Origin of the sequence: Rhodococcus sp. JS3073, from assembly GCF_026810085.1 — a bacterium.
Classification (GTDB): domain Bacteria; phylum Actinomycetota; class Actinomycetes; order Mycobacteriales; family Mycobacteriaceae; genus Rhodococcus_F; species Rhodococcus_F wratislaviensis.
Genome location: NZ_CP113952.1, coordinates 1,080,267 through 1,093,122, shown reverse-complemented (window position 1 = coordinate 1,093,122; position 12,856 = coordinate 1,080,267). Strand labels below are relative to the sequence as shown.

14 protein-coding genes and 4 pseudogenes are annotated in these 12,856 nt (G+C 64.3%); 16 read left to right on the top strand and 2 right to left on the bottom strand.

What is annotated here, in order from left to right; genetic code table 11:
• Positions 1-430: 430 nt before the first annotated feature.
• The 4 genes from OYT95_RS42885 (at position 431) to ribA (ending at position 3,934) form a co-directional block, all read left to right on the top strand.
• Complete coding sequence (locus OYT95_RS42885; protein WP_268793248.1) at positions 431-1,135, top strand: maleate cis-trans isomerase family protein; 705 nt, start codon at positions 431-433, stop codon at positions 1,133-1,135.
• Positions 1,136-1,318: 183 nt separating this feature from the next.
• Positions 1,319-2,074: an alpha/beta fold hydrolase gene (locus OYT95_RS42880; protein ID WP_268792580.1), complete on the top strand. Its 756-nt coding sequence runs from the start codon at positions 1,319-1,321 to the stop codon at positions 2,072-2,074.
• A gap of 281 nt (positions 2,075-2,355) precedes the next feature.
• Positions 2,356-2,676 carry a hypothetical protein gene (locus OYT95_RS42875; protein ID WP_268792579.1) on the top strand — a complete coding sequence of 107 codons (321 nt, stop codon included), beginning with the start codon at positions 2,356-2,358 and terminating at the stop codon, positions 2,674-2,676.
• A complete protein-coding gene (ribA, locus tag OYT95_RS42870; protein ID WP_268792578.1) occupies positions 2,663-3,934 on the top strand; it encodes a GTP cyclohydrolase II in 1,272 nt (423 codons plus the stop codon). The genes OYT95_RS42875 and ribA overlap by 14 nt, the downstream gene beginning before the upstream one ends.
• On the opposite strand, the pseudogene OYT95_RS42865 reads toward ribA, so the two are convergent.
• Positions 3,922-4,223: pseudogene (locus OYT95_RS42865) on the bottom strand (ATP-binding protein); the annotation flags it as partial. The gene ribA and the pseudogene OYT95_RS42865 overlap by 13 nt on opposite strands.
• Positions 4,224-4,653: 430 nt before the next feature.
• Between OYT95_RS42865 and OYT95_RS42860 the strand changes: the two are divergent.
• The 10 genes and pseudogenes from OYT95_RS42860 to OYT95_RS42815 form a co-directional block, all read left to right on the top strand.
• Positions 4,654-5,208, top strand: a complete 555-nt coding sequence (locus tag OYT95_RS42860) for a hypothetical protein (RefSeq protein WP_268792577.1) — start codon at positions 4,654-4,656, stop codon at positions 5,206-5,208.
• A 273-nt stretch (positions 5,209-5,481) separates the two neighbouring features.
• The gene (locus OYT95_RS42855) at positions 5,482-5,895 is read left to right on the top strand and encodes a hypothetical protein (RefSeq protein WP_268792576.1); all 414 of its coding nucleotides are present in this window, start codon (positions 5,482-5,484) and stop codon (positions 5,893-5,895) included.
• Positions 5,896-5,997: 102 nt separating this feature from the next.
• Positions 5,998-6,453: a hypothetical protein gene (locus tag OYT95_RS42850; protein WP_268792575.1), complete on the top strand. Its 456-nt coding sequence runs from the start codon at positions 5,998-6,000 to the stop codon at positions 6,451-6,453.
• Positions 6,450-7,103 (top strand): hypothetical protein, encoded by a 654-nt coding sequence (locus OYT95_RS42845; protein WP_268792574.1) that lies wholly within the window; start codon positions 6,450-6,452, stop codon positions 7,101-7,103. The genes OYT95_RS42850 and OYT95_RS42845 overlap by 4 nt, the downstream gene beginning before the upstream one ends.
• 10 nt (positions 7,104-7,113) lie before the next feature.
• Positions 7,114-7,647 carry a hypothetical protein gene (locus OYT95_RS42840; protein ID WP_009760375.1) on the top strand — a complete coding sequence of 178 codons (534 nt, stop codon included), beginning with the start codon at positions 7,114-7,116 and terminating at the stop codon, positions 7,645-7,647.
• A gap of 52 nt (positions 7,648-7,699) precedes the next feature.
• Positions 7,700-8,404: a hypothetical protein gene (locus OYT95_RS42835; RefSeq protein ID WP_268792572.1), complete on the top strand. Its 705-nt coding sequence runs from the start codon at positions 7,700-7,702 to the stop codon at positions 8,402-8,404.
• Positions 8,404-9,051, top strand: coding sequence for a hypothetical protein (locus OYT95_RS42830; protein WP_268792571.1), 648 nt, complete (start codon positions 8,404-8,406; stop codon positions 9,049-9,051). Before OYT95_RS42835 ends, OYT95_RS42830 begins: the two co-directional genes overlap by 1 nt.
• 54 nt (positions 9,052-9,105) lie before the next feature.
• Complete coding sequence (locus OYT95_RS42825) at positions 9,106-9,630, top strand: hypothetical protein (RefSeq protein WP_268792570.1); 525 nt, start codon at positions 9,106-9,108, stop codon at positions 9,628-9,630.
• Between the two features lie 177 nt (positions 9,631-9,807).
• On the top strand, positions 9,808-10,056 hold the full coding sequence (locus tag OYT95_RS42820) for a hypothetical protein (protein ID WP_268792569.1): 249 nt from the start codon (positions 9,808-9,810) through the stop codon (positions 10,054-10,056).
• Between the two features lie 50 nt (positions 10,057-10,106).
• Positions 10,107-10,307, top strand: a pseudogene (locus tag OYT95_RS42815) (IS6 family transposase); the annotation flags it as partial.
• A 63-nt stretch (positions 10,308-10,370) separates the two neighbouring features.
• Here OYT95_RS42815 and OYT95_RS42810 read toward each other — a convergent pair.
• Positions 10,371-10,694, bottom strand: a pseudogene (locus OYT95_RS42810) (FAD-binding oxidoreductase); the annotation flags it as partial.
• On the opposite strand from OYT95_RS42810, the pseudogene OYT95_RS42805 reads away from it, so the two are divergent.
• Both OYT95_RS42805 and OYT95_RS42800 read left to right on the top strand, forming a co-directional pair.
• Positions 10,692-10,952, top strand: a pseudogene (locus OYT95_RS42805) (acyl-CoA dehydrogenase family protein); the annotation flags it as partial. The pseudogenes OYT95_RS42810 and OYT95_RS42805 sit on opposite strands and share 3 nt — an antisense overlap.
• 290 nt (positions 10,953-11,242) lie before the next feature.
• Positions 11,243-12,433, top strand: a complete 1,191-nt coding sequence (locus tag OYT95_RS42800; protein ID WP_268792568.1) for a CaiB/BaiF CoA transferase family protein — start codon at positions 11,243-11,245, stop codon at positions 12,431-12,433.
• Positions 12,434-12,856 lie beyond the last annotated feature (423 nt).

Sequence of the window (12,856 nt, the reverse complement as noted above, 5' to 3'; positions counted from 1 at the left end):
GTCGGGATCTCGCCAGACCACTGCGGCATGTTCAAGGGAGGTGAGCAGTCTCTGCAGTCCGCGTCGCGGGCCTCCCATGGCGCGGTCAATATCCGCCAGTCGGAGCGGCCCCCGGAGCGCCAGCAAGTGGACCAGTTCCATTGCCCGGTCGACTGATTGAGAGGTTTCGGGGGGTCTTGACATGGCGGCGCACCTCCAGCAGAGTAGGCGTTAAAAGCACAGGATAGGCGATAGTCGCACATCTATTTGGATGATGTCAAACTCCGCAAACGACGAGAACTGCTCGGACCGTGGCCCCCGACGTGCACGCGCACCGGACCGCCGAACCTTGGCGCACCCGTATCTACAGCATCAAACTCGCTATGGCAGAAGGGTAAGAGAGTTGTCCATCTACCGCGTCGGATTGATCGTCCCCAGCTCCAACACCACCATGGAGACGGAGATCCCGGCGCTGCTCTGCGCCCGCCAGGCGATCCGGCCGGAGACGTTCACCGTGCACTCCTCGCGCATGCGGATGAAGCACGTCACGCCGGAAGAGCTCAAAGCTATGGATAACGACTCGCTGCGTTGTGCGGCGGAATTGTCCGACGCGCGGGTCGACATCATGGCGTACGCCTGCCTGGTAGCGATCATGGCGCAGGGACCGGGGTACCACCACGACTCGCAGAAGCGGCTCGCTTGCGCAGCAGCAGCAGCGGAGTCTGGCGATTGGTTGCCTGTGGTGTCGTCAGCCGGCGCGCTGATCGAGGGTCTGCGTCACCTGAAGGCGCGCAAAGTGGCCATCCTTGCCCCGTACATGAAGCCGCTGACCGCCATGGTTTGTGATTACCTTCAGGAGGAGGGCATCGAGGTGGTCGACTCAATCAGCCTCGAGGTGGCCGACAACCTCACCGTTGGACGGCTCGATCCAGCTGGCCTCATTCACCTCGCCCAACGCCTGGACACATCGCGGGCCGACGCCCTGGTCCTGAGCGCCTGCGTTCAGATGCCGTCTCTGTCTGTCCTGGACGCCGTCCAGCAGCGCTTCGACATCCCGGTTGTTTCTGCTGCATCTGCAACGGTGTGGCACACGCTGAGTGAACTCGGGTTCGAACCAGTGGCGCCCGGGGGAGGAGGGCTGCTCGCCGGTGGGTGACCCACCGGGCGGCTGACGCACCTCGGGCGAGTAGTCACGCCTGCGATCGATGACCCGGCAGGTGCATCACTTGTTCCTCGGTCCGGGACCTCGCCCACGGGTGCCAAGCCGAATCGCCAGAGAAGACCCTGGGCGCACCGGGGCGCGCGTCCGCTGACCTATTCACACCACAAGGAGACCACCATGACCGCAGCACATGTTCAGGTTGGAACTGGAGATCGGAAAGTCATCTGTCTGCACGGCTGGTTCGGCTCATCGACCGGCTGGGGCAGCTGGCCGGAGTTGCTGGACGGATCGCGGTTCACGTACGTGTTCGTCGACTACCGAGGCTATGGGGAACGCAAGGATGTGGACGGCGAGCACACGATGGCGGAGATTTCTGCCGACGTGCTCGCGCTGGCCGACGACTTGGGTTGGGACACGTTCGACATCATCGGTCACTCGATGGGAGGCATGGCCGCGCAGCGCGTGCTCGCTGACGCCCCCCACCGGGTACAGGGCTTGGTCGCGATCTCACCGGCACCCGCGACGGGTGTGCCGTTGGACGACCAGTCGTGGGCGCTGTTCGCCGATGCAGCGGCGGACGACGCGAACCGGGCGATCATCATTGACTTCTCGACCGGCAACCGGCTCTCGCGCACATGGGTCGACCAGGTGGTGGCGCACTCCGTGGAGCGGTCGGACCGAGCGGCGTTCGGTGACTACCTAACTGCCTGGACGAAGACGGACTTTGCCGACGAGATCGTTGGCAAGGAGCATCCGATCAAGGTGATCGTGGGCGAGCACGATCCGGTGCTTGGCGCCCAGGCCATGCAGCAGACGTTTATGCAGCACTATCCGAACGCGTCGGTGGAGGTCGTGCCCAACGCCGGGCACTACGCGATGTTCGAGACACCGGTGGCACTGGCCACCAGCGTTGAGGCGTTCCTCGCCGGCTGACAGCTCAACGCAGGAACCGATGGCCGCGCGCTTTGCACGGAAGGGCCACAACACGTTCGACTGAGTATATGGAATGACGTTGACGGGTTGCCGCGCCTGGGCGCCGCTCCGCTCCTCATCGGGGGTGCACTCAGTGAAGGTTTGCCGTCGGCGACCACCTCATCGTGACGGCCACGGCCGAGCGGATCGAGCGTTGCGAGAGTGACCCGTTGACCGATCACGGGCGAACCTTCGGGACGCAGGCGGCACTACCGCTCGGCGAATGAGAGCAGAGGATAGCTATGTACTTACTGGTCAATCCGGACGAGATCGGCATCAAGCATGCGGAGGACTCCCCCGGCCTGCACGTAGGGCTCGGGTCCTCGTACGGCAATGGCGAACTCGATGCGCTTCTTCAACGCACAGGCTTCGGCCGCGTTCGCGAGGGCCACGCGTTCCTCCTCGTTGACCGGCTGCGCGCCGGGACACCGAACACGGAAGGATTCGAAGCGATGATCGACTTCGCCAGGGGAAAGGGTTGGGTGGAGGGAGAATCGATACGGGCGCACCTGGTGCGCCCGGATCGGGCACGGGCGCAGGAGGATCGGCATGAGTACCGGTAGCGCCGGCGTCCCTCGCGCACTCGCGGCGATCGCCGCCGGCTCGATGGTGGTGGTTCTCGACGACCGGGACCGAGAAAACGAGGCGGACCTGATCATGGCCGCGCAGTGTGTCGATACCGACAGCGTTGCTTTCTTCCTGGAACACACCTCCGGCTTTCTGTGCACAGCGATCACCGAAAGCCGGGCGGTCGAGCTCGAGCTTCCGCTGATGGTCGAGCACAACACCGAGAGTATGGGTACGGCGTTTCTCGACAGTGTGGACTTCGTGCACGGCACCTCCACCGGGATCAGCGCTGCTGATCGCGCGGCAACGATTCGTTCTCTCGCACAGACCGATACGAAGCCGGTCGATCTGGCCAGGCCGGGACATGTGCTGCCGCTGCGCGCCCGCGCCGATGGCGTGCTCGAGCGGCCGGGACATACCGAGGCGGGAGTCGATCTGTGCTCCGCAGCCGGGGTGCTGCCGGCAGCTCTGATCTGCGAACTCGTCACCGCAGACAAGCGAGAAATGCTTCGGGGGTCGCAGGCGAGAGCCTTTGCCGACCGGCACGGTCTCGAGGTGATCACCATCGCCGAGATCGTCGCCTATCGCACCGACCAGCTCGGCCCCCCGCAAGCGGAGCACGCGCGGGCCCGGATCCCCACGCCGTACGGCCTGTTCAACGCGATGGCCTATTCCGGGGAAGACGGCATCGAGCATGCGGCATTGGTACACGGTGACGTGGCCGGCCACGCCGAGGTAGCCGTCCGCGTGCACAGCGAATGCCTGACCGGGGACCTCTTCGGCTCGCTGCGCTGCGATTGCCGAACACAGCTGGAGCAGTCCTTGCGAATGGTGACCGCTATCGGAGCCGGAGTCATCATCTATCTGCGTGGGCACGAGGGCCGCGGAATCGGATTGGGACAGAAGCTTCGTGCGTATCGGGTGCAACAGTGTGAGGGACTCGATACCATCGACGCCAATCTTGCGGTCGGCTCGCCGGTGGATGTGCGTGACTATCGGGCGGCCGCCGCGATGCTGACCGAACTGCAGGTGCGGTCGATTCGATTGATCACCAACAATCCGGAGAAGATCACTGCGCTCTCGACACTGGGAGTGAAGGTGTGCGAGCGGATCGCCTCCGGGACCGAACCGACGGCCGAGAACCTCGACTACCTGCGCACCAAAAGAGATCGACTCGGGCATCTGTTGGAACTTCCCACCGAGGAGGAACTGACGGACAGGCCTCTATCCAGCTCAGCCGCCTGGCCGGCATGATGCGCCGCTGAGAGGCGGCCGATCCAGTTACTGGGCGGTGTCGAACAGGACGGAATAGCCCGCACGCGCGGCTTTGACAGCCACCCCGATGCGATGTGCGTCTTTCCCGATCCCGGGCGGAGCAGGATCACGTTCTCCGCCTACACCACGAATGTTCCGGTCGCCAAATGCGCCAGCACGTCCCAAACGTAAAGGAGGGTAGGTGATCGAGGTTGACATCCTCGAGCTCTTCACCGCCAGGTAGCAGGGCAGCCAGATATTCCTCCTGCCAGTTCTCGTCCCGGGCCTGGCCGGGCGGGTCGGCGGCGCGGGCGGACGCTCGAAACGCCACACCCGTATCTCTCGTGATCCCCATTGCCTACACCCACCAACACAGAGCCGACCACGAGTTCGTGCTGCACGCACATCGGCACCAGCTCAAATGAAAATACTGCGATTCGACGTGTCCGATCTGGTTCGGAATATTCGCACAATCCGAGCGCGAAATGACAAGACCCAGCACCACCACATGACGCAGGATGTGAGGGCGCTCACAAAGGATGATGTGCCGAGCGCCCGTGGTCGGGGAATGAGACAGCCGCGGTGATCACAGGAGCGGCGCCCGATGTCACCACGGCACCGCCGCAGAAGCTGAGGCAATTCTCGAGAACCGAACCACGCCCGCGCGACAACACGAAAGCCTGTGTCCGCTGCGGGAACTCAGATCGAGGAGTACAGGAATGCGATCAACAAGAACGGCGGCACCGGCCGCCGTAGCGGCGATCGGTGCCGGCTATGCCGTCGGCCTGGTTTCCGTCGGAGCTCCGCCCGCACTGCCCACTCCGGCCAAGGCCACAGCCGTCGATGAACTGACGCAGACTTTCGCATCGACCGTCACCCACGAGGGAGCCGCCGCGGCCCGGTCGGACATGGCCGTTATCCAGACGATGTCCGATCAGCTGCAGACACAGACCGCTCCCGCCCTGACCGGCGCCCTCGAGATCGACCCGGAACAGTTCCACGGATTCATGGCCCTGAGCTTCCCCGATGTCGCTAGCGGGATGGCGCAAAGGAACGAGATCCTTCCCCGGTTCCGGGGAAGGACATCCGGAATCGAGCAGAACGTCGGCAGCTTCCAGCAGGCTTCGAGCATTCCGACCGCCGCCGCGGCCACGACGACGTCGACCTGGTGGTTCCTGCTTCCCGGCGCGGCACTGCTCTGGTGGGTGGTGTCGGGATGGCCGCCCAACCGGCCGGAGCGGAGACGGTCCCCGTTCCGAGAGAAAGAGCCCTGACCAACTTCTGACGAAGCCCGACCAGGCTCCGCGAGACCCCCAGCGTCCCACCGCCGATCGGGCTCCGCCGACACGGTTGCCACTACCCGCGGCGACATTCTCCGAAACCCCTGAGGTGTGTAGTGATTCACCCGCCTTGCCGGTCTCGGAAGTGATCGAGCGGTGGGCTCCGGGCGGTCCGCCCCCCGTGGGAGGCACGGCCCGTCCACACAATCCGCAAGGAAACGACCGGCGCAAACCCGCGCTGACCAACAGGAAAAGGAGATTGGATCGATGACCGACAAGCTGAAGTTTTTCTCGCAGGAGTGGTGCGATGCCGCGCTCGAGGCGGCCAACGCGAACGACGCCATGTACGCCGGCTTCAAGGATCCGGCAACGTTCACCAACAGGATGGAGTTCGGCGTCCTCGGGCGGGGCGACGTGGCCAGCCACCTCGAATTCAAAGAGGGAAGGATCATCTCCTGGACGCCGCGCACGTTCGACGAGAGCGAGCTGTGGCTGATCATCAACGGCAGCTTCGAGACCTGGCAGAGCGCCGCCGCCGGTGAAGAAGAAGCCGGGAAACTGCTGATGAAGGGGCAGATAAAGTTCGCCAAGGGCCCGATGTCCGCGGCGATCGAGAACGCCGGCGCGATCAACAACTTCGTGCGTACCTGGGGCCAGATCCCCACCGACTGGGACGTGTAACCCGGTCACGCCCTCGCGCGGGGACTCGTCCGTCTCCACCAGTCGAGTCCCCGTGCAGTACCACACGTCCCACCGTCCACCTGCTTGGAAAGGCCAACACTCATGACAACCGTCGAGCACGGCGCGTACACCGTCACACTGTACGACGGGCAAGACGCCAACGGCGTCGCCGGAATCGTCGGGATGCTGCTCGGGCAGAATCTCGACAACTTCCCGTCCCGGATCAAGTTCGCCCGCAGGATCTCCCGGCCCGTCACGATCTACAGCACCGACACCGCTAGCGCCTGTACGATCGTGTTCGGCACCGACGAGGCGGTCGTCTACAACGACATCGTCGGCAAACCCAGCGTGACGGTCATGGCCACCGTCGACCAGATACTGGAGGTCTCCCAGCTGCCGATGAAGGCCGGCGGGTTGATCCCGGTCGGCTTTTTCACCAGCCGGGGAATGTCAGTGCTCGGCGAAATTCTGAAGCACAAGCTCATCGTCAAAGGCTTGCTGACCCACACCGTAACCGCGCTGCGCACCATCGCGTTGGTCTCGGTCGTCGAGTCATGACCTCGATCTCGGGCCGCAACCGCCCGACCACCCACGCAATCGACGAGCGGACCGACCGCTTCGAACTGCCCGAGGACCTCGACGAGGCCTGGTATGACGGCGCACCGCCACGGGCGTCGAAGGCGATGAATATCGCACGCGGACTGCTCGTGCTCGCGCTGATCCCGGTCGGGGTGTTCTACCTGTATCCCCGGATCTACGACCTGACGGCCACCCCGTACCGGCTAGACCAGGCCGTGGTGTCCGCGGGCAACTACAACCCGGCGCTGAACCAGATCGTCGAGCACGAGAAGGTCACGCTGTCCGCGTTCGACGCGCTCGACAAGATGAAGGCATCACTGGCGAGTGTGTTGACCACCGATGCGGCGGTGACGGCGGAACTGAACACCCTCACCGGACAAATCACCGGCGACGTGCAGAAGACCCTCGACCTCGCCGGCGCGAACGTGACCGATCTCGTCGCCTCACTCGACACATTGACCGAGCACATCAGCTCACTCCAGCCGCCGGTCGACGGCGCCACCGCGGCCCTGACCGACGACCGCGCCACCTTGGACGCCATCCTCACCGACGCACGATCCACCGCCGCGAAGGTCCACAGCGCCCGCTTGTCGGCGGAAGAATCCGCCAACGACCTGTCTGGAAAGTAGGAGAAGTACCTTGATTTTCTTCGGACGCCGCGGCGGACCGGCGCGCCTGGTCCTGTCGATCGTCGCGGTCGGGGTTCTCGGCCTGCTCGCCTTCGTCGTGTTCAACCTGAACACCCGACTCGACAACCAGCAGAAGGCCAACGAAACGAGCATCACCGCCTCCCAGGGCATCGTCGACGTCAACGACCGACTGACCAATCAGCTCCAGCAGCTGACTGAACTCACCCACACCGCGCAAACCGCGCTCGATGCCACCGCCGCACTCGGGCCGCTGCTGACCAAGCTGGATGAAGCGATCACCCCGGCCGCGCAGATGCTTGCCAGCAGCACCGACGGCGCACAGCTGACGAACGAGCAGCTGACCAACATCCAGGGCATCCTCGGCGAGGTCCAGAACACCGTGCTCCCGCTCGTGTCATCCGCGGAAGCGTTCGGCGACCAGGGGCGGCAGCTACTGGCCATCGTTCAGGGCCTCGTCAGCGACCTGCAAGGTTCGGTCGCGGCCGCGCAGACCATCAACCAGATGCTTCCGCTCCCGGGCTGAACCCACCTTCTCTGCCCCGACCGATCTGTACCTACTCTCGACTGGACGTGACATGCAGCAGGGCACCGACTTACCGCCAGAGGCGTACCCCCGCCGAGGCCTGGCCGGACTTCAGCGACTCGATATCCCGGCATCGGCGCTGCCATACCGAAAGGGCATACTGCCCCACCGGTTGGACATACCCACCACTGCGACACCGAGTTCCACCGGGTTCGCCGTAGCCACCGAATGGATGGGCCGCCTCGCCGCGGTCCTGGCCGTTGTCCTGTTCGGGCTGGTGTTGGCGGCCATCCACAAGGGTCAGCTCGTGCAGGACAGTGCACGCACGATCGTGGATAACTTCCGGCTGACCAACGACTACTTCGCCCAACGGGCAGACCTCACCGCCCCGGCCACGGCACACAAGCAACTCGACGAGCTGGCGGGGGTGTTGGCCCAGCTCAACACCGCCACCGCAACCGACGTCGATCACCTCTCGGCGCTGCTGCCCGACGCGCGCGCGTTGCTTACCGCCGGCCAGGGCGACACCGCGATCGCCGGACAGCTCGAAACGGTCGCCAACACACTGCAAGGCTCGGCCGCGTCGCTGCACCAAATTTCCGCGGACGCAAACACCACCGTCAGCGACGTGAACAACGAGCTCACCACGGCGATCGATCTCGTGAACGCACTCAACGCGGAGCTGACGCGGACGACGAACAAACTCGCGCTGGTTCCCGAGCAGGGGGCCATCATTCCTGCACCGGGAGGGAACTGATGATCACCAAAAAGGCATGGCTCGGGGTAGTGCTCGGGCTGGGGCTCGCGCCCGCCGTGCTGCTCTGCGCCGTCAACGGGTTCCTTCCCGGAGCCGACGACGTCGTCGACCCGCTCGGCCGCCCGTCCCAGCTGAGCCTCGAGGTCATCAATTCGGCCGACCAGTTCGACACCCTGACGTCCATTCTCGTGCCCAAGCACGCTCAGTTGTCCTCGGACATCCAGGCCCTGAATCCACTGGCGAACGACCTGGAAGGCCTCACCAACAAGGCAGGGGAACTGGCCGGTCAAGCCAAGACACTCAACGCCTCCACAGGCGATGTCAGCACGATCGCTGCGCCGCTACCCGACCTCGTCGCGAACGTGACCGACCGCGCCAACCAAGCGAGCCCGACGGTCGCAGGACTGTCGACCGCCGTCGGGTCAGTAACCACCCAACTCGAGGCCATCAACACCGGACTGACCACGATCGAAGGCACCCTGGGCACGCTCGGCCCCAAGGCCACCGCCATCGCCGCGACCCTCGCGAACGTCGAGGAAGAAGCCCGGCACATCCAGGAACTCGGACCGCTGCTCGCGGTAGTCGGGCCCCCGGTCAACTCCCTGAACCTCCCCCCTCTCGGCGTCGCGACCACCCCCACCCCGTAACGCTCGGACTGGTCAGGAAATGACACGGAACGAGTGAAAGGCAGAACACACACCATGTTTCGGCTCTCCTGGGCGATTGCCCTGGCATCCACCATCGCACTCCTATGCGGCATCCTCATCGTCACACGAGACTTGAGCATCACCAACGACATCTTCAAAGACGGTGTCAATCAAGCGAAAACCGTTGACAAGACCACCAACGACGCACTGTCCGGGGCGAAGGAATTGCCTCCCGCCAACGCCGCCATCAACCAAGGCCTTCCAGAAGTCATCGGGGTGCTCGACTCCCTCACCCGCGCTGACCAGACCCTCGGGGATCTCGGCACCCAACTCCAGGCGCTCGGTGACGCCCTGAAGTCCGCGGACGCCCCCCTCGGCGGCATCATCGACGCCGGCCAGTCCGCGACAGACCAGGCCAACGCGGCCGCCGTCCCCGCCGAGCAGATCGTACACACCCTCGCCGACGCCGACGCGAAGGTCCAAGCCCTCGCGCCACTGCTGGACCAATCCCTCTCCCTCGGACAGACGATCGACTCGAAACTGCGTATCTCACTGCTGTTTCCGATTGTAGGGGAATAGGAAGCAACAGCCTCATAGGAGGCTGCTCGAACCCACGCACGGTGCGGTGGCGCGCGATCGACGTGACCACGGGTGGTGGTCTCGCCCGCGCTTGTCGGGGAGCAGCGGGCGGACCACCCGCCGGCGGCGCCCAACAACTGCGCACCATCGCACCCGAGTTTGTGACGGAGAGGGACAATGGATTCATACGACAAGGCGTTGCTCGACTACACCACGAGGTGGTGCAACTTCGGAGGTGGGGACGAGGACATCTTCACCGAGTTCGGGCTCACGCCGGAAATGTTCTACCGGCGAGTGCTGGCATTGCTGGAACAGCGATTCGTCACGGAACTGGAGTTTCCGGCGAGGCAGTACCTCCGAGCGTATTGTACGGAGAAACTCACGGCGTCGGCCGATCAGAGACGAGCCCCCGCCGTCGGACTGTGATCTATCGTCGCTTCTCCGGCGCCGCTGCAGCGCTGTCATCCGACTCCCCTAGCGACCAACCGACCCGGCAGCGCGAGCGGGCGATGAAGCGGTTCACATCACCCGGGCGCGCGCAACGGTTCCTGTCCGCGTTCAGCGGCATCTCACCGCACTTCCGGCCCGGCCGGCACCGGCTCTCCGAATGGCGTACCGAGATGGCCGACCGCTTCGCGGTCTGGCGGGAGGTCACCGCCACCGACGTTGCCGCCTGAAAGAGAGCAATCCGCCAGCGTTCCATAGCAGCGCTCCAAAGCCAACTGTGCCCGCTACACTTCTCAATCAACGTGACAGTGCCGTGCAGGATCGGCGTCGAGCTGAGCGGTGAGCAACTGCGCCAAGTGGTCACCGCGACGATCGGTCAGATCCGACAACTGGGTCCGGCAGGAGTAGCCGTCGGCCAGGATCGTCGTGTCCGCATCGGCCCCGGCCACGGCGGGCAGCAATTGCTGTTCGGCGACAGCCACCGACACCTCGTAATGCCCCTTCTCCACGCCGAAGTTGCCGGCCAACCCGCAGCAGCCGCCCAGCCGTTGAACCTGCGCACCGGCCTTCTCGAGAAGCTGCGCGTCCGGACTCCACCCCATCACCGAATGATGGTGATGTATTCGGTGGCCACCGATATCGATACCGGTCGGCGGTGTTCGTTGGAGGCGTCGATGTGCAAGCTGGTGGCGACGGAGATGGCGGAGCGGGTGACCAGTGAGGCGGTGCAGATCCACGGCGGCGCCGGGTACACCACCGATTTCCAGGTGGAACGGCATTGGCGGGACGCGCGGCTGACGAAGATCTTCGAGGGCACCAGCGAAATCCAGATGCGCATCATCTCCGACGAACTGCTCGGAAGGACTACCGAATGAGCCCGCGACAGGGGTGAGCGACTCACCCACCACGCCTTTCGCGGACAACGACTCTCCGCTCCATATCTTTTGACACCGAGATGAGAAGACCCCTGCCACGGTGCCGGCTCGAGGGTGGTCACCCGGCGGTGGAGGTGCATTCGATTACCGAACCAACGCCTCGCTGCATACGCAGATACCACATTCGAGTGTGCCGAGAACATATTCCACCGGAAGTGCGCATTCCACTCAAGCTAGTTATCGGCACCGCGGAAAGCGGAGCGGCCGAGCCTCTTTAGGAGAGTGAAAGCATGACAACCCACACCGCACTGCCCCTCGCGGGCATTACCGTCGTGAGTATCGAGCAGGCCGTCGCGGCGCCGTTCGCGACGCGCCAACTCGCCGACCTCGGGGCAAGGGTAATCAAGATCGAGCGTCCCGGCACCGGCGACTTCGCACGTCGTTACGACGAATCCGTCAATGGACAATCGAGTTACTTCGTGTGGCTCAACCGGTCCAAAGAGTCGGTGACCCTCGACCTCAAGTCGGCAGCGGGTCGCGAAATCCTAGAGAAGTTGTTAGCGACAGCCGATGTCTTCGTGCAAAATCTCGCTCCCGGCGCCGCGGCCCGGATGGACCTCGACGCTCAATCGCTGCAACAGCGGTATCCCTCACTCATTCCATGTGATGTATCGGGGTACGGCAATATGGGTCCGTGGTCGGAACGTAAGGCCTACGACATGCTGGTGCAAGGCGAGTCCGGGGTTATGGCCCTGACCGGACCGGAATCGTGCCCGTCCCGCGTCGGCATCTCGATCGCCGACATCGCCGCCGGAATGTACGCCTACAGCGGTATCCTGGCCGCGTTGTTCACCCGGGAAACGACCGGAACGGCGCGTGCAGTCGAGGTAGCTCTGTTCGAGGCACTGGGTGAGTGGATGGGCTCTCCCGCCTATTACACCGAGTACGGCGGCCGGCAACCGAGTCGGGTGGGTGCCGAACACGCAACCATCGCCCCCTATGGTGCATTCCCCACATCCGATGGCACGGTGCTGTTGTCGGTCCAGAACGAGCGGGAGTGGTCAGTTTTCTGCTCCGAACTGCTCGACGACCCGGCGCTTGAGAACGATCCGCGCTTCTGCCGCAACTCCGCGCGGGTCGCGCATCGAAAGGAGTGCAATGCACGGATTTCCGAACGTACTCGCCAGATGACCACAGAGGAAGCGCTCGCGCTGCTCGAGAAAGTCGGAATCGCCAACGGCCGGCTCGGCTCGGTTTCTGACTTCCTCGCTCACCCCTCCCTCGCCGGCCGCAATCGCTGGCGGGAGGTCGACACGCCCGGTGGCCCGGTCAGGGCGCTACTCCCGCCGGCGAACCTCTCAGGCATCGAACCACGATTCGATCCAGTTCCCGCACTCGGCGTGCACACCACGTCGGTGTTGCGCGAACTCGGCTACACCGCAGCCGTCATCGATGGACTGCGGGCCACTAATATCGTGTAGTGCCCGTGCCCGTTAGTAGTCAGACGGAAGACGATCCCGACGAAGTTGTCATGAGCGGCCACCTTGCAGGCCTATATTCAACCCAAGACTTTGAATCTCGGGACACGAACGGTGAGGCAGTCCACTCCCCCCGCCAGCGCGCCTCATCGGCGGCTCAGGAGAGTCAAGCGAGAACAATACGGAATGGGGCCGGTGGGGCAGCCGCGACAACGATACGGAGGTCGGACTGCGCCCCGCTTGGAGGTAGGTCACCATTTCTACGGCTTCCCTCGACAAGGTCGGTCGAACAGCCACACCGCCGGACTACGCGCACAGGTCCGGCATCCGGACTTGGTGACGCACTCCCTCTCGCTGGGGAGCGTTTTCGCATCCGCGGCACTGCTGGTCGGATTGAGAACCCGGTGAAAATGCGACTTCAAGACG

Excerpts from the sequence above, each read along its gene's own strand:
- OYT95_RS42885 (WP_268793248.1), top strand. The coding sequence starts at position 431 with ATGGAGACGGAGATCCCGGCGCTGCTCTGCGCCCGCCAGGCGATCCGG.
- OYT95_RS42880 (WP_268792580.1), top strand. The coding sequence starts at position 1,319 with ATGACCGCAGCACATGTTCAGGTTGGAACTGGAGATCGGAAAGTCATC.
- OYT95_RS42875 (WP_268792579.1), top strand. The coding sequence starts at position 2,356 with ATGTACTTACTGGTCAATCCGGACGAGATCGGCATCAAGCATGCGGAG.
- ribA (WP_268792578.1), top strand. The coding sequence starts at position 2,663 with ATGAGTACCGGTAGCGCCGGCGTCCCTCGCGCACTCGCGGCGATCGCC.
- OYT95_RS42860 (WP_268792577.1), top strand. The coding sequence starts at position 4,654 with ATGCGATCAACAAGAACGGCGGCACCGGCCGCCGTAGCGGCGATCGGT.
- OYT95_RS42855 (WP_268792576.1), top strand. The coding sequence starts at position 5,482 with ATGACCGACAAGCTGAAGTTTTTCTCGCAGGAGTGGTGCGATGCCGCG.
- OYT95_RS42850 (WP_268792575.1), top strand. The coding sequence starts at position 5,998 with ATGACAACCGTCGAGCACGGCGCGTACACCGTCACACTGTACGACGGG.
- OYT95_RS42845 (WP_268792574.1), top strand. The coding sequence starts at position 6,450 with ATGACCTCGATCTCGGGCCGCAACCGCCCGACCACCCACGCAATCGAC.
- OYT95_RS42835 (WP_268792572.1), top strand. The coding sequence starts at position 7,700 with ATGCAGCAGGGCACCGACTTACCGCCAGAGGCGTACCCCCGCCGAGGC.
- OYT95_RS42830 (WP_268792571.1), top strand. The coding sequence starts at position 8,404 with ATGATCACCAAAAAGGCATGGCTCGGGGTAGTGCTCGGGCTGGGGCTC.
- OYT95_RS42825 (WP_268792570.1), top strand. The coding sequence starts at position 9,106 with ATGTTTCGGCTCTCCTGGGCGATTGCCCTGGCATCCACCATCGCACTC.
- OYT95_RS42820 (WP_268792569.1), top strand. The coding sequence starts at position 9,808 with ATGGATTCATACGACAAGGCGTTGCTCGACTACACCACGAGGTGGTGC.
- OYT95_RS42800 (WP_268792568.1), top strand. The coding sequence starts at position 11,243 with ATGACAACCCACACCGCACTGCCCCTCGCGGGCATTACCGTCGTGAGT.